Origin of the sequence: Iodidimonas sp. MBR-22, from assembly GCF_029946565.1 — a bacterium.
Taxonomy (GTDB): domain Bacteria; phylum Pseudomonadota; class Alphaproteobacteria; order Sphingomonadales; family Rhodothalassiaceae; genus Iodidimonas; species Iodidimonas nitroreducens.
Genome location: NZ_JARKVQ010000012.1, coordinates 85,675 through 100,438, shown reverse-complemented (window position 1 = coordinate 100,438; position 14,764 = coordinate 85,675). Strand labels below are relative to the sequence as shown.

13 protein-coding genes, 1 tRNA gene and 1 pseudogene are annotated in these 14,764 nt (G+C 55.1%); 11 read left to right on the top strand and 4 right to left on the bottom strand.

The window, feature by feature from the left end:
* Nucleotides 1-220, top strand: a pseudogene (locus QK300_RS10345) (hypothetical protein); the annotation flags it as partial.
* A 340-nt stretch (nucleotides 221-560) separates the two neighbouring features.
* Here QK300_RS10345 and QK300_RS10340 read toward each other — a convergent pair.
* Both QK300_RS10340 and QK300_RS10335 read right to left on the bottom strand, forming a co-directional pair.
* Nucleotides 561-650 (bottom strand) — tRNA-Ser (locus QK300_RS10340).
* A gap of 121 nt (nucleotides 651-771) precedes the next feature.
* A complete protein-coding gene (locus QK300_RS10335) occupies nucleotides 772-3,345 on the bottom strand; it encodes a TonB-dependent receptor (RefSeq protein ID WP_281301528.1) in 2,574 nt (857 codons plus the stop codon).
* 663 nt (nucleotides 3,346-4,008) lie between these two features.
* Here QK300_RS10335 and rplU point away from each other — a divergent pair.
* From rplU to QK300_RS10300, 7 genes are all read left to right on the top strand, one after another.
* Complete coding sequence (rplU, locus tag QK300_RS10330; RefSeq protein WP_348651869.1) at nucleotides 4,009-4,464, top strand: 50S ribosomal protein L21; 456 nt, start codon at nucleotides 4,009-4,011, stop codon at nucleotides 4,462-4,464.
* A 28-nt stretch (nucleotides 4,465-4,492) separates the two neighbouring features.
* A complete protein-coding gene (gene rpmA / locus QK300_RS10325) occupies nucleotides 4,493-4,753 on the top strand; it encodes a 50S ribosomal protein L27 (protein WP_042087402.1) in 261 nt (86 codons plus the stop codon).
* A 239-nt stretch (nucleotides 4,754-4,992) separates the two neighbouring features.
* Complete coding sequence (gene obgE, locus QK300_RS10320; RefSeq protein ID WP_281301529.1) at nucleotides 4,993-6,135, top strand: GTPase ObgE; 1,143 nt, start codon at nucleotides 4,993-4,995, stop codon at nucleotides 6,133-6,135.
* Nucleotides 6,122-6,811, top strand: a complete 690-nt coding sequence (locus QK300_RS10315) for a nicotinate-nucleotide adenylyltransferase (RefSeq protein WP_281301530.1) — start codon at nucleotides 6,122-6,124, stop codon at nucleotides 6,809-6,811. Before obgE ends, QK300_RS10315 begins: the two co-directional genes overlap by 14 nt.
* A gap of 75 nt (nucleotides 6,812-6,886) precedes the next feature.
* Complete coding sequence (gene rsfS, locus QK300_RS10310; RefSeq protein WP_081837297.1) at nucleotides 6,887-7,210, top strand: ribosome silencing factor; 324 nt, start codon at nucleotides 6,887-6,889, stop codon at nucleotides 7,208-7,210.
* A gap of 236 nt (nucleotides 7,211-7,446) precedes the next feature.
* Entirely contained in the window at nucleotides 7,447-8,397 is a 951-nt protein-coding gene (locus QK300_RS10305) for a DMT family transporter (RefSeq protein WP_281301531.1), read from the top strand.
* A 114-nt stretch (nucleotides 8,398-8,511) separates the two neighbouring features.
* Nucleotides 8,512-9,270, top strand: a complete 759-nt coding sequence (locus QK300_RS10300) for an SDR family NAD(P)-dependent oxidoreductase (RefSeq protein WP_281301532.1) — start codon at nucleotides 8,512-8,514, stop codon at nucleotides 9,268-9,270.
* Between the two features lie 164 nt (nucleotides 9,271-9,434).
* Here the strand turns inward: QK300_RS10300 and QK300_RS10295 are convergent, their stop codons facing one another.
* Nucleotides 9,435-10,241 carry an SDR family oxidoreductase gene (locus QK300_RS10295; RefSeq protein WP_281301533.1) on the bottom strand — a complete coding sequence of 269 codons (807 nt, stop codon included), beginning with the start codon at nucleotides 10,239-10,241 and terminating at the stop codon, nucleotides 9,435-9,437.
* A gap of 61 nt (nucleotides 10,242-10,302) precedes the next feature.
* The gene (locus QK300_RS10290; RefSeq protein ID WP_281301534.1) at nucleotides 10,303-11,511 is read right to left on the bottom strand and encodes a CaiB/BaiF CoA-transferase family protein; all 1,209 of its coding nucleotides are present in this window, start codon (nucleotides 11,509-11,511) and stop codon (nucleotides 10,303-10,305) included.
* A 165-nt stretch (nucleotides 11,512-11,676) separates the two neighbouring features.
* On the opposite strand from QK300_RS10290, the gene QK300_RS10285 reads away from it, so the two are divergent.
* The 3 genes from QK300_RS10285 (at nucleotide 11,677) to QK300_RS10275 (ending at nucleotide 14,715) form a co-directional block, all read left to right on the top strand.
* Complete coding sequence (locus QK300_RS10285; RefSeq protein WP_281301535.1) at nucleotides 11,677-12,180, top strand: MaoC family dehydratase; 504 nt, start codon at nucleotides 11,677-11,679, stop codon at nucleotides 12,178-12,180.
* 87 nt (nucleotides 12,181-12,267) lie between these two features.
* On the top strand, nucleotides 12,268-12,993 hold the full coding sequence (locus tag QK300_RS10280; RefSeq protein ID WP_281301536.1) for a flavodoxin family protein: 726 nt from the start codon (nucleotides 12,268-12,270) through the stop codon (nucleotides 12,991-12,993).
* Nucleotides 12,994-13,095: 102 nt separating this feature from the next.
* Nucleotides 13,096-14,715 carry a Na/Pi symporter gene (locus QK300_RS10275; RefSeq protein WP_281301537.1) on the top strand — a complete coding sequence of 540 codons (1,620 nt, stop codon included), beginning with the start codon at nucleotides 13,096-13,098 and terminating at the stop codon, nucleotides 14,713-14,715.
* The last annotated feature ends 49 nt before the right edge of the window (nucleotides 14,716-14,764 follow it).

Sequence of the window (14,764 nt, the reverse complement as noted above, 5' to 3'; positions counted from 1 at the left end):
CGCTGCCACGATCCAGGACATCGCCGCAGCCGAGAAGATCTCCGACAGGTTCGTGAGCCGAATGATGCGGCTCGCCTATCTGTCGCCAGAGGTTCTAGATCACCTCGTCATCCGACGTGTGCCGCCGGCGCTTTCGTTGAGCGACCTCGTTGCGCTTGCCGATCGGCCATGGGCGGAGCAGCTCAATATAGTGTTTGAGGGAAACTCCGAAGCCAACTGACGACTGCGCGAGCGCGACCCAGAATACGGCTCGCTGCGGGCGACTGCGCGAAAGCCCGCCGGGAAACGCCTACCTCGCGTTCTCTGGGCTCGGACGCCAGCCGGAGGAACAGCCGCAGAAGGTTCATCAACACAGAGCGCGGAACTTACTGGAAACACTGACTTTCGCGAAACCGAACCGATTTTGACGAGGTTCGGTCGGAAAGAGACAAAAGCCGTTCAGAGACCGAAATTCGGCTCCGCGCCAGTCTCCGAGGTTCGGATGGCTTCAGCAAACCCCTTTGAAACTTGGGAGAAATTCGGCGCTCATGGAGCGTCGCTCAAGGTTCGCGACTGGAAACTGGCGGAGAGAGAGGGATTCGAACCCTCGGTACCCTTGCGGGTACAACGGTTTTCGAGACCGCCCCGTTCGACCACTCCGGCACCTCTCCTTGGGCGAGGCGGGAACCTAATCGAAGTTTTTGCCAAGCGCAAGCTGATTGATCACAATTATGAAACCAAATTCGAGCCGGGGCATCTTCCCCCCGGCCCGAAATGTTTTACAGCCCCGATTTACCAGCTCACTGTGGCCCGGGCATAGATGAAGCGGCCATTGAAGCCAAAGGGCGAAAAGCTTGAAAATGGCAGGATGTCATTGAAAATCGAGAAATTTCCACTGCCATCGGGCAAGGCCCCTGTGGGCGAGACATTGGGCATTTTGTCAAACAGATTATTCGCCCCGGCCGCCAATTGCAGCCAATCATTGAAATCATAGCGCAGTTCGATATCGGTGATCCAGGCGCTATCAACGATTTCATCCGTCACTTCGGTGCTTCCCGGGTCCAGCGTTTCACCAAAGCGGGTGAAGCGCAAAGTGGCCCCAAGTTCATCATACAGCCAGTTCATCGCAAGATTGGTTTTGGTTTTGGGCTGGCCTTTTTCAAAGCGAAGCTGTTCCAAACGGCCAAACAGATCATCTCCGGTGAGATTGGCCTGCGCCAATGGCCCGGGTGCGGCCAAAAGCTCGGTCACATCGGTTTCATTGTAATTAAAGCCACCGGTAAAGCGGAAAAGACCAAAATCATTGGTTTCATAGCTATAGGTTGCCACCACATCCACGCCCCTTGTGCGGGTATCGATGCCATTGATGAAGAACCGCGCCCGCTGCACGCCGGTGATGCCGATGCCTTCCAAAAGGGGGACCACCACATTGGCGGGCAGATTTTCGGTGAGAACGATCCGGTCATCGATCTTGATCCGATAGAAATCGACCGCGATATTCAGCCCCGGCAAAGGATCGAGCACGAAGCCCGCCGAAAGATTGAGTGATTCCTCGGCATCGAGCGGTGTGGCACCCAGCGCCAGCGCCACATCGCTTTCCACCGGGAATGTGCCAACTTCATTAGGAATGCCATCGATGAAATTGGTGGCTGTGGAGGTGAAAAACTGCTGCGACAAGGACGGTGCCCTAAAGCCCGATGAGACCGCACCGCGCAAAGCCACGCCATCGATCACCTGATAGCGGGTGGCGATTTTGCCATTCAAGGTTGAGCCGAAATCCGAGAAATCTTCAAACCGGCCGGCAATGGCGATATTCCAGTTTTCCGTGATGTCGGCATCGATATCGGCATAAACCGCCCAGCTATTGCGATCGCCGGTCACCTCATTGCTGGGCTGGAATCCTGGGAATACCTGCGAGCCTGCGGCCCCGGGGAATGGCCCCTGAATAAAGGATGCGGTTTCCCCTGCCTTCACCTGATAGCGCTCATCACGATATTCCGCCCCGAAGGCCACGGAAACCGGATTATCCAAAAAGCCCACATCCACCATGCGCTGCACATCGGCATTGAGCACATAATGCCGAAAACGCAGGCCACCAGCATCAAATTCGGTGGGGCTGAGCGGCCCGAGCGAGGTATTCAGGCTGTTTTCAACGCCGAAATTAAACTCGTCTTCGCCATAAACGAAGCTTGTGTCAAATTGCCATTCGCCCAGCGCCCCGCGCACGCCTGCGGCTGCCGATTGATCTTCAACATCGGTGACAATGAAGGGCAAAAAGCCATTAGGCTGCACTTCGGGCGTGGTGCGGTTATCATTGGGCCGACGGAAAAAACCAGCGCTTTCCCCTTGACGGTCGCCAAGGCTGGCAAAAGAATAAAACTCGATCTCGTCCGTGATATTATAGCCCATATTATAAAAGACCGAAATATCCCGAACATCGGCATTGCCAAAGCGGTGATTGAGCCGATTGGCGGTGATTTCACGGGGATCATCAACGCTGAATTGCACACGCGAGTCAAAGCCCTGACGATTGGTGGGGTTGCGATCACGATATTCGCCGCTGACATTGAAAAAGCCGCGCTCGCCAATGGGAAGGCCGATATTGCCCTGAATCGTCAGGGTCTCCCCATCATTGACCGAACGATCCTTGCCCGTGGGGATAAGCTGCACATTGCCCCGGCTATCCAGCAAAGGACGGCCATCCGGGCCGGTGGCCACGCCGGAAAACTCAGGAACCCCTGAAATGGTGGTGACATGCTGGCCATAGGTGGCGCTGATCGAACCACCTTCAGGCGCCGTTTTCAGCACCACATTGATGACGCCGGCAATGGCATCAGAGCCATATTGCGCCGCCGCTCCATCGCGCAGCACCTCAATCCGCTCGATGGCACTGGCCGGGATCATATTCAAGTCCACCGCGCTTGATCCACGCCCAACCGAGCCATTGACATTCAAAAGCGCGCTGGTATGGCGGCGCTTGCCATTGACCAGAACAAGAGTGTGATCGGGGCCAAGGCCGCGCAATGTGGCCGGGCGGGTGGTATCGGTGCCATCGGTGATGGACGGCAGCGGAAAATTGAAGCTGGGCAGAAGATTGGCCAGAATCTGGTTGGTTTCGGTAAAGCCCTGACGGTTGAGATCGGCGGCGGTCAGCACATCGATGGGCACCGCGCTATCGGCAATCGTGCGATCAAGCCGCCGGGTGCCGGTGACCACGATCTGTTCGAGGGCGGCAAAATCGCCCTCGTCGCTATCGCTTTGGGCTTGCGTTTGGGCCTGCACGGCTTGACCCAAAGTCACGCTGAAAGCCAATGTTGCTCCCAGCGCCGTGCTGCGGCCAAATTTGGCCAAATTCTTGTTTTTCATGGATGTTTCCTCTTTTCATTCAGTAAGTTGGTTTTTTCTTGCCTGATGCGCCTGTTTTTTTCTCACCCGCCACCCCCAACTTTTTAGCTGATTTGTGCTTGAGACTGATGGTTTAGACAGGTTGAGAAATAGGAATAATCGCTCAACTCAGAAAAAAATACCTTTTTACGAGCATTTTAACTCCTTCAATTTATGAAGGTTTGTGGCAGCGCACAATGCAAAAGAAAATATATTTCATAAATTATATCTAAGGCAACAGATTAGAAATTATTTCTTCATAAAAAATGCATCAAAAAATGTTAAGGGTCAGATTTCGTCTGAACAAAGGGTCTCTTATAAATTCAACTCTCTATGATCATTCTATGCCAAAGACCGATTTTATTTCACCATCGGGCTTCAACCAAAAAACCCGAGCCCTTGCCTGGGCCCCTATATGCTCCAGCGCTGATCTTTCATGGGTTCTTGACTTTATATGAGAGGGGGGATAAACACGGCCCTTCATCGGCGCGCCCTATGGGATGGTGCCGGTTTTGCTGTTTTGGCACGGGCTGTGCCAGCAGTATGAAAATGACAAACAGCCTGCGGACATCGACCTCCAAGCGCGTGCCCCCTCGGGGAAGATCGCCCGGTGATTTGCGGCGTAGAATGATGAAAGTGAAACCTATGTTCGCAGTCGTAAAGACCGGCGGCAAGCAATATAAGGTGTCGGTTGGTGATGTTGTCATCATCGAGCGCCTTCAGGGCTCAGCCGGAGATACCATTGTCCTTGATCATGTTTTGATGCTGGGTGATGGCGATAAATTGGAAGTTGGCACCCCCACCCTTGCGGGCAAGGGCGTCACCGCCGAAATCATTGAGCAGGGCCGTGGCGACAAGGTCATTGTTTTCAAAAAGAAGCGCCGCCAGAATTATCGGCGGAAGCGCGGCCATCGTCAGGATCTGACCGTATTGCGGATCACCGCGATCGGCAGTGAGAGCGGCAGCGCCAAGAAGGCAGCAGCCCCCAAAAAAGCCGAGGCAGATGCGCCGGCTGAAGCCCCTGCAAAAGAAGCAGCGGCGAAAAAAGCCCCCGCAAAAAAGACAGCCGCCAAAAAAGCAGCCCCCAAAAAGGCCGAATAAGGCGCAAGTGATCAAGGAGTAAGACGAGATGGCACATAAAAAGGCAGGCGGTTCCTCCCGCAACGGTCGCGATACCATTGGCAAGCGTCTTGGTGTCAAGAAATTCGGCGGCGAAGTTGTCGTTCCCGGCAATATCATCGTGCGTCAGCGGGGCACCAAATGGCATCCCGGCACTGGCGTTGGTTTGGGCAAGGATTACACCATCTTTGCCATCATCGAAGGCAATGTGGTGTTTCGCAAAACCCGCGGCAAAACAACCGTGAGTGTAGCGCCCTCCGCTCAGGCATAAGGCTGATCTTGCCAGCCCTTTTTAGCTGATGGCGCGATCTTGTCATCGGGTCTGTTAAAAAGAACTGGGCCGGCAAAAGCCGCTGATGATAAAACCTATTGGAAGAAGGGGATGGCATACCATTCCCTTTTTTCGTTTGCCGCACAGGTTTCGTTTGCCGCACAGGTTTCGTTTGCCGCACAGGTTTCGTTTTCCGCACAGGGCGCAATCTGTGCCAATTTTCTTGGAAGATATAGGCGATGAAATTTCTCGATCAGGTCAAAATTCATGTGCTTTCAGGTGCGGGCGGGCATGGCTGCATGTCATTCCGGCGCGAAAAGTTCGTTGAATTTGGCGGCCCTGATGGCGGCGATGGCGGACGCGGTGGCCATGTCATCCTCGAAGCTGTGGAAGGCCTCAATACCCTGATCGATTATCGCTTTCAGCCCCATATCAAAGCAGGGCGCGGCCAGCATGGCATGGGCCGCAATATGACCGGCGCTTCGGGCAAGGATATCATCCTGCAGGTGCCGGTGGGCACGCAGGTTTATGATGGCGATGGGGAGTTCATGATTGCCGATCTGCTCTCAGCGGGTGATCGCATCCAATTGGCACGGGGTGGCCAGGGGGGGCTTGGCAATACCCATTTCAAATCCTCCACCAATCAGGCTCCCCGTAGGATCACCAAAGGCGGCGAGCCGGAAGAACTCGATGTTATCTTGCGGCTCAAGCTTTTGGCCGATGCCGGGCTTGTGGGCCTGCCCAATGCCGGAAAATCGACCTTTCTGGCCGCCACCACCCGGGCCAAGCCGAAAATCGCTGATTATCCTTTCACCACGCTCACCCCGCAATTGGGGGTCGTGGGCTTGAATGATCGTGAATTCGTGCTCGCCGATATTCCGGGATTGATCGAAGGGGCCAGCGATGGTCTGGGCCTTGGGGATCGTTTTCTGGGCCATGTGGAACGCTGCGGCGTGCTGCTGCATCTGGTGGATGCCACCAGCGATGATGTGGCTGCCGATTATGCCACCGTGCGGGCCGAGCTTGAGGCCTATGGCCATGGGCTGGCCGAAAAGCCCGAGATCGTGGCCTTGAGCAAGTGCGATGCCCTGATCCCGGAAATTCGCGAAGAAATCCATGCGGCTCTGGTCGCCGAGGCGCAAAAGCCGGTGGCGTTTTTATCCAGTGCCAGTGGGGAAGGCGTCAGCGCCCTGCTTTCGCAGGTGCTGGGCTATATTGATGCGGCGCGCGGCATTGAAAATGATCTCACCGCACCGCCATCGCGCGATCCTTCTCTCGCCGCCCCTGCGGCATCAAGCCTCAAAACCACAGCGGTGCCCGATCAAGTCTCGGATGATCAAGGGCAAAGCTGGTCGCCCTTGGGGACGGATGATGTCTCTTGATGGGCTGCGATCAAGCCCGCCCCGCCCCCCTGCCTTTCCGCCATTAGCGGGGGCCGCGCGCTGGCGCGGGCGAAAAATCGGCCTGCTTGGGGGATCGTTCAATCCTGCCCATGAAGGCCATCTGCATATCAGCCTTCACGCCCTCAAACGTTTGGGGCTGGATGATATCTGGTGGCTGGTTTCGCCGCAAAATCCTTTGAAAAGCGCCGATGGCATGGCGTCTTTAGACAATCGCATGGCCAGCGCCCGGGCGATCATCGGCCGCCATCCCCATCTTCATGTGACCGATATCGAACACCGCCTGGGCACAAGATACAGCATCGATAGCATCCAAAGCCTGCAAAGGCTTTTGCCCCACAGCCATTTTTTGTGGCTGATGGGTGCGGATAATCTGCAACAGTTTCCGCGCTGGCGGCAGTGGACCGAGATTATGGGGCGGATGCCACTTGCGATTTTTGATCGCGAACATTATTCTAGGAATTGTCTGACGGGGAAAGTCGCCAGCCGATACCGTCGAGGCCGATTGAATGAAGGAGCCTTGAAGTCCATTGCAACAGCAAAGACACCGGCTTGGATTTTCCTTTCCCTGCGCAGACATCCGGCATCTGCCACCGAAATCCGTGAAGCGCAGCCTGCGTCTTCGCCGTTTTCTGTTGCAATGAATTCAAAGGAGTAAAGTTTGCACGCCATCGAACCGACGCCCGGCGTCACATCCAAGGCCGTTGCGGCAAAGCCCGACGATCTTCTGGACATGGTTCTCAGCACGCTCGATGAACATAAAGCGGAAGAGATCGTATCAATCCCGCTTTCGGGCAAATCCAGCATTGCCGATCATATGGTGATCGCCAATGGTCGTTCTGGCCGTCAGGTGGCCGCTTTGGCCGAACATGTGATGCGCACCTTGCGCGATAATGGACAAGGCCGCGTGCGCGTGGAAGGTCTGGCGCAAGCAGATTGGGTTCTGATCGATGCGGGGGATGTGATTGTGCATCTGTTCCGCCCTGATGTGCGCAGCTTTTACAATCTGGAAAAAATGTGGGGCGCTGATGTGGGCCCTGACACTACATCGCATTGAGGTTGCAGCCTATTAAAGGCTCGGTCCATTAAAGCTTCGGCCCAATAAAGCTTCAAGCGATTAGACTGGGGCCTGAAACAGGGCCTGAAACAGGAATTGGCCGCGGATGGGCTCGAAGTGCGTTTTGCCCTGATCCCCCTGCTGGGGCGCCGCGGGAACCGTGATCCTTTTCCTCGTTTTTTGGGAAGGGTTTTGCGATGCAGTCCTTTTTTTGACAGAAATAAACACGATATCCGATGGACAATCCACATCGTGAAACCCCGCGCCATCATGAAAGCCCGCACACCCCTTTGAAACCTGCAACATCTGTAGAACGCTTCAATCTTTTGCCAGACAAGATTCGGGCAATCTGCTGGATGCTGACGGCGTCCCTGCTCGTCACCGCCATGGGGGCGATGGTCAAATATATGGGGCAATCGATCCCGGTTTCGCAAATGGCGACGGTTCGATCAATTTTTCTGGTGCTGGCCATCCTGCCTTTCATGCTTCGGCAAAAACGGGCGGTTTTTCATCCCGGACGGCCCGGCCTTTTGCTGGCCCGGGCGGCCACATTGGTGATTGTGAATGTGGTTGGCTTTTGGGTGCTTACCCGCCTGCCTTTGGCTTATGTCACCGCTATTTCCTTTTCCAAGCCCTTGTTCATTGCCGTTTTGGCGCTTTTCTTTTTAGGAGAAAGGCTGGAATTGCATCGCACAGTGGCCACATTGATTGGCTTCATGGGGGTTCTGGTCATGCTCAATCCTGCCGGTGTGGCTTTGGCCGCGGGCGAAGGCATGGCTGCCCTTGCGGCTTTGGGGGTGGCCTTTACGATGGCGGTGGGGGTTATTCTGGTGAAACAACTGGCGGCCAGTGATCATCCCAATACCATCATTTTTTACGGCAATGTTCTGGTGGTGATCTCCCTTGCCATTCCGGCTGCCTATTTCTGGGTTGATCTTGATGCGCAACAATGGGCCTTGCTGCTGACCTTGGGGCTGGTGGGGCTGGCATCACAAAGCAGTTTCATCCGCGCATATCAGGCCGCCGATGCCAGCTTTGTGGCGCCTTTTGAATATGTGCGTTTGATCTCGGCGGCGGCGGCAGGCTATATCTTTTTTGGTGAAAGCCCCGATATCTGGACGGCTTTGGGCGCGGCGCTGATCATTGGATCGAGCTTCAGCATGGCCCGAAAAGCCAAAAAAAGCTAAGAGAGAAAGCTGAAAAATCGGCAAGGCTGGCCTGGCTTTTATGAGCCTGCTTGATCCCGATCCCGGGGCATGGCATGCAATGAAAAACAGCTAAACACAACAGGGACCACGGCCATGCAAATCGAAAACACAGCCATCATCATCACGGGCGGCGCATCGGGGCTTGGGGGGGCAACCGCCCAAAGGCTTGCCCAAGCCGGTGCAAAGATCGCCATTTTCGATCGTGATGGCGACAAGGGCAGCGCTTTGGCCAAAAGCCTCGGCGGCCAATTTTATCAGGTGGATGTGACCGATGAACAATCGGTGGCTCATGCTTTGGATGAAGCGGAAAAGGCCCATGGCGTGGCGCGGGTTCTGATCAATTGCGCCGGGATTGGCGCGGCGGCCAAAACTGTAGGTCGCGGCGAACCGCACCCCCTTGATCTGTTTAAAAAGGTGATCGAGGTCAATCTGATCGGCAGCTTCAATTGCCTGCGCTTGGCGGCGGCAAAAATGGTGGCGGCTGATATGGTGGGCGAAGAACGCGGGCTGATCATCAATACCGCCTCTATCGCCGCTTTTGATGGGCAGATTGGGCAGGTGGCCTATGCGGCATCGAAAGGCGGCATCGCGGGGATGACCCTGCCGGTGGCGCGCGATCTGGCCGATAAGCAGATCCGCTGCATGACCATTGCGCCGGGCCTGTTTTCAACCCCGCTTTTGATGGGCCTTCCTGAAGAGGCGCGGGAAAGCCTTGGCCGATCCGTGCCTCATCCCCATCGTTTGGGCGATCCTTCGGAATATGCTTTGCTGGCCGAACAGATTATCCTTAATCCCATGCTGAATGGCGAAACCATCCGCCTCGATGGGGCTTTGCGCATGGCACCGCGCTAAGAGCGGTGCCCAACAGATAAGACGCCGCGCTGAAGGCGCGCGCCCAACACATAAGACGCCGCGCTGAAGGCGCGCGTCCAACACATAAGGCGCCGCGCTGAAGGCGGTGCCCAACACATAAGACACCGCGCTAAGAGCGGTGCCCTTGCGTCTGTCTGATATGCCTATTCCGCGCGCATTTTGGCCGATAAGGCAAAGACCGCGCGCGGGGCCAGGCGCTTGAGCCACAGGGCTTTCATCTCGCGCCCTTGCCCCACGGCGATTTCCGGCAATCCGCGTTCAAATCCCCGCGCGATCACCTCGGCGGCGGCCATGGCATCCATCCCGCCCGCAATCGATGCAGTTTGCCGCCCATGGGCCGATCCATCGCCCTTCAGGGCAAATTTCGATATATTGGTATTGATGAAGCCGGGCACGATGGTCGTCACCTTGATATTCTGGCTCGCCACTTCCGCCCGCAAGGCATCGAAAAAGCCCATCACTGCGTGTTTTGCGGCACAATAGCCCGTGCGTAATTGCGCCCCGATCTTGCCCGCCACCGAAGCGGTGACCGCGATATGGCCATAGCCCTGCCTGATGAAGATCGGCAGCAGTTTTTTGGTCAGCGCTACGGGCGCGAAGAAATCCAGCTCCATCACCGCGCGATAAACCGCCATATCGGTCTCGATGGCCAGGGATCGCTGGCTGATCCCGGCATTATTGATCAGCATGTCGATGGATCCGAAAGCCGCCTCGGCTTGTGCCACCACATCATCAAGCGCGGCTTCATCCAAAGCATCAAAGGGCAAAATGATCAGCGCATCGGGCTTCGCGCCGGCCGCCATGATCTCATCACGCACGCGCTTCAACTCAGCCTCGCGCCGGGCGGACAGGATCAACCGCGCGCCGCGCTTTGCCAACACCTTCGCCAAAGCTTCCCCGATACCCGATGAAGCCCCGGTGATCCACACGACCTGATGATCGAATTTCATCCTATTTGCCCTTTTCCGCTGATCATTTTTGCTGGTCTTTCCGCAGATTTTCGCCTCGCCCTCACCCGATCGCCCCTTTTTCCCGCAGGGCCGCCCGTGTTGCGGCATCGATCCCGATTTCTTCCAAAATTGCATCGCTATCCGCCCCCAACAAAGGCGGCGGCAGGCGATAGCTGACCGGTGTTTTCGATAAATGGATGGGGCAGGCAACCGTGGGCACATCCATCCCCAAGGGATGGGCCATATCCACCCGCATCTGGCGAAATCTGGCCTGTGGATCAGCAAAAGCCTGGGCAATGCTATTGATCGGGCCATGGGGCACATTCACCGCTAAAAGCTTGGAAAGCCAATGATCGGTGCTTTCACGCCGGATTTTCTCGGCCAATTGGGGCACCAGAAGATCCCGATGCCGCACCCTGAGATCATTGGTTTCAAAGCTGGGATTGCGCGCCAGTTCAGGAGCGCCAATGGCATCGCAAAAGCGCTTGAACTGGCGATCATTGCCCACACACACGATGATATAGCCATCGCTGGTTTCAAAATCCTGATAGGGCACGATATTGAGATGGGCATTGCCGATCCGCTTCGGGCTTTCCCCGCCGATCAGATAATTCATATTCTGGTTGGCCAGCCATCCCATCTGGGTATCCAGCAACGCCATATCCACATGCTGGCCCTCGCCGGTTTCATCCCGGTGCCGAAGCGCCGCCAGAATCCCGATCACCCCATACATCGCCGTGGTGAGATCCGCCACCGCCGCCCCCACCTTGGTAGGCGGGCCATCGGGTTTGCCGGTCACGCTCATCAATCCCGATAGGCCCTGCACGATAAAATCATAGCCCGCCTGATCGGCATAAGGCCCGCTTTGCCCAAAGCCCGTGATCGAACAATAAACAAGCCCCGGATTGATGGCCGACAGGCTTTCATAATCAAGGCCAAAGCGCGCCAGATTCCCGAGCTTGTAATTCTCGATCAGAATATCGCTTTTTGCCGCCAGATTGCGGATGATCGCCTGCCCATCAGGATGCGCCAGATCAACACAGATGGATCGTTTATTGCGATTGGCCCCCAGATAATAGGCCGCCTCGCGATCCTTGCCATCCTTGTCCTTTAAATAGGGCGGCCCCCAGCTTCGGGTATCATCGCCGGTAATGGGCCGTTCCACCTTGATCACATCCGCCCCCAGATCCCCCAGAATCTGCCCGGCCCAGGGGCCCGCCAGCACCCGCGAAAGATCCAGCACCCGCAGATTTGATAATGCACCCGTCATCGATCATCCCATTCTTTTCAGCATCAAAGCCCATAGCGGCGAAAGAACTATGGCACCATTGTCCGGCTTTTGGCCAGTGCGTGATGCGCCCCCGAAAGCGCAAGCTTGCCGCACCGCAGCAATGGCCCTAGTCTTGGGGCATCGATCAGCAGAAAGGCAGAGATCATGGTGCAACGGCATGAAGATATGGGGCAAAATCGTTATCGCGAAAGTTTTGGGCGATGGTTTGATGAATTCAAAGTGGGCGATATCTATGAACATCGGCCGGGCCGCACCATCACGGAAAGCGATAATACATGGTTTTCCCTGCTGACCATGAACACCCATCCCCTGCATTTTGATGCGGAATATGCCAAACACAGCGAATTTGGCCGTCCCCTTGTGGTATCATCCTTCACCGTTTCCCTGCTTTTGGGGATGAGCGTTTCTGATGTCTCGCAAAAAGCCATTGCCAATCTTGGCTGGAAAGAGATTCAGATGACCGCGCCGGTTTTCGTGGGCGATACCCTTTATGCCGAAAGCGAAGTGCTGAGCGTGCGAGAGTCCAAATCCCGCCCGGGTCAGGGGATCGTCACAGTCCGGACTTTGGGCAAAAACCAGCATGGCAGCATCGTTTGCAGCTTTGAACGCTCGGTCCTGATCCCCAAAAAAGGCCATGGCCTTGAATAAAAAAGCTTAAAATGGGAACAATTTGGGCAAGAGCGGCATTTATGAAGAGGTAAGACCCTAGATATTCCAATCAAAAAGGACATATCCGTGACAGAACAATCCGCCCAAAACCGTGATTATTCCGATCTTTCGGCGCTTTTTCTCAACTGTACCTTGAAGCCCTCCCCCAAACAATCGCACACCGAAGGGCTGATCGATATATCGCGCAAGATCATGGAAAAGCAGGGCATCAAAACCGAAGTCATTCGCCCTGTTGATCATCGCATTGCCCCCGGGGTTTATCCCGATATGACCGAGCATGGCTTTGATCATGATGATTGGCCCAAAATCCAGAAAAAGGTCATGGCCGCCGATATTCTGGTCATTGGCTCCCCCATCTGGCTTGGTGATAAATCAAGCGTCTGCGCCCAAACGATCGAGCGGCTATATGGTTTTTCCGGGGAATTGAACGAAGCCGGGCAATATGCCTATTATGGACGAACGGGTGGCTGCATCATCACCGGCAATGAAGATGGCATCAAGCATTGTGCCATGAATATTCTTTATAGTTTGCAACATCTTGGCTATGTCATCCCGCCACAGGCCGATGCCGGCTGGATTGGCGAGGCGGGCCCCGGGCCATCCTATCTCGATGAAGGATCAAGCGGGCCGAGCAATGATTTCACCAATCGCAACACCACCTTTATGACCTGGAATCTGATCCATATGGCCCGCATATTGAAAGATATGGGCGGCATTCCCGCGCATGGAAATCAGCGCTCGGAATGGGAAGCCGGATGCCGATTTGATTTTGAAAATCCTGAATATCGATAAAAACGCGACACAAAAAAAGGACCTGAAAAAGACGATTTCACAAGCCTTCCGACAAGATAACCATGGCCATTAAGGCATTAATAATGCCGGGGGTAAAGCCAGATGCTCAGCACGATTTTGCAAGCTTTGGGTGGGCTTGGGCTATTTCTTCTGGCCATGGCTATGCTCACAGATGGCCTGAAACAGATGGTTGGCCATGGGCTGAAGCATCTGTTGCAACGCGCCACCCGTTCGCCTTTGCGGGGGGTTTCTATCGGCGCGATGCTCACCGCTTTGGTGCAATCCTCCAGTGCTGTCACCATCGCCACCATTGGCTTTGTCAATGCGGGTATCCTCAGCCTCTCTCAGGCATTGGGCCTTATTTTCGGGGCAAATCTGGGCACCACGATCACCGGTTGGCTCGTCAGCCTCACCGGATTTGATCTGCCCATCCAATCTTTAGCACTCCAGATCATCGCCATCGGTTCGATCCTGCGTCTTTTCATCCATAAGGATCAGGGCCAAGGACTGGGCATCGCGCTGATCGGCTTTGGCCTGTTTTTTCTCGGTCTCGATGTGTTGATGGAAACCTTCAAGGGCTTGAGCGGGCAGATCAATCTGGCGGCCTTTGGCGCGGGCGATTTATCGGGCATCTTCATCATGCTGATCATCGGCTTTGTGATCACCGCGCTTACCCAATCATCCAGTGCCGCTATGGCGCTGATCATCACCGCTGCCAGTGGTGGGGTTTTATCCCTGCCCGCCGCCGCAGCGGCAATCATTGGGGCCAATCTGGGAACCACGACAACCGCCATTCTCGCCTCGATCACGGCCACAAATGCTGCCCGCAGGGTGGCTTTAGGGCATATCGCTTTTAATGTGATCACCGCTATCTTGGCGCTTATGATCCTGCCTTTTCTGATTTATGGCATACGCAAAGCGGGCGCGATCCTGCATTTACCGGGCAGCACCGAAGCCACCCTTGCGCTCTTTCACACCGCTTTCAATCTCTTGGGGCTCTTGATCCTTTTTCCTTTTATCGATCAGATCGCCGCCTTTCTGAACCGCCGCTTCCGCTCTTCAGACGAAGATATGGCTCAGCCTGTCTTTTTGGATAAAACACTTCATCAAATGCCCATTCTGGCAATTTCCGCCCTTTTAAAGGAAAGCACAAGACTACAGCAACTTTCTGAAAACCTGATTTTAGATGCCTTCTTAGCGGATCGGAAAAAGCCCGATGGCCTTGCAAAAGAGGCGCAGGCCTTGAAAGTCCTGGGAACGGCTATTTCAGAATTCCCCGGCCAGTTGAATACCGCGTCTCTTTCTATGGAAAGCACCGGGGATATCTCGCAGATACTCAGAACCACACGCTATTTGCAAGATGCGGTGTCATTGGCGCCGCGCATAGCCGGCATCCAGGGTAAAATAACCGGATTGAAGGATGATCAAACACGGCAATTATGCTGCGCCACCCTTGATGAGGCAAAAAAAACCATCAAGGCAGGGCAAGAAAGCCCTCAGAACACCAGCGCACTGATAGAAGCCCTGCAACAATTTGAGAATAGCTATCGCGACACCAAAGCAGCCCTGCTGGAAAACGCAGCGCGCGGGCTGATCGATATTGAAAGGCTTCAATCCATCCTTGATAATCTCAGCCAGTTGCGGCGCCTGGTCCAACAGATGAGCAAAGCGTCCAGAACATTGAATATAATCACAAACAAAAATAGCGAACAGGGTGCGTAAGGGGAAATAAATCCCCACCAAATCAGAAAAAAGGATCAGGGATTGCCGC

Excerpts from the sequence above, each read along its gene's own strand:
- QK300_RS10335 (WP_281301528.1), bottom strand. The coding sequence starts at position 3,345 with ATGAAAAACAAGAATTTGGCCAAATTTGGCCGCAGCACGGCGCTGGGA.
- rplU (WP_348651869.1), top strand. The coding sequence starts at position 4,009 with ATGTTCGCAGTCGTAAAGACCGGCGGCAAGCAATATAAGGTGTCGGTT.
- rpmA (WP_042087402.1), top strand. The coding sequence starts at position 4,493 with ATGGCACATAAAAAGGCAGGCGGTTCCTCCCGCAACGGTCGCGATACC.
- obgE (WP_281301529.1), top strand. The coding sequence starts at position 4,993 with ATGAAATTTCTCGATCAGGTCAAAATTCATGTGCTTTCAGGTGCGGGC.
- QK300_RS10315 (WP_281301530.1), top strand. The coding sequence starts at position 6,122 with ATGATGTCTCTTGATGGGCTGCGATCAAGCCCGCCCCGCCCCCCTGCC.
- rsfS (WP_081837297.1), top strand. The coding sequence starts at position 6,887 with ATGGTTCTCAGCACGCTCGATGAACATAAAGCGGAAGAGATCGTATCA.
- QK300_RS10305 (WP_281301531.1), top strand. The coding sequence starts at position 7,447 with ATGGACAATCCACATCGTGAAACCCCGCGCCATCATGAAAGCCCGCAC.
- QK300_RS10300 (WP_281301532.1), top strand. The coding sequence starts at position 8,512 with ATGCAAATCGAAAACACAGCCATCATCATCACGGGCGGCGCATCGGGG.
- QK300_RS10295 (WP_281301533.1), bottom strand. The coding sequence starts at position 10,241 with ATGAAATTCGATCATCAGGTCGTGTGGATCACCGGGGCTTCATCGGGT.
- QK300_RS10290 (WP_281301534.1), bottom strand. The coding sequence starts at position 11,511 with ATGACGGGTGCATTATCAAATCTGCGGGTGCTGGATCTTTCGCGGGTG.
- QK300_RS10285 (WP_281301535.1), top strand. The coding sequence starts at position 11,677 with ATGGTGCAACGGCATGAAGATATGGGGCAAAATCGTTATCGCGAAAGT.
- QK300_RS10275 (WP_281301537.1), top strand. The coding sequence starts at position 13,096 with ATGCTCAGCACGATTTTGCAAGCTTTGGGTGGGCTTGGGCTATTTCTT.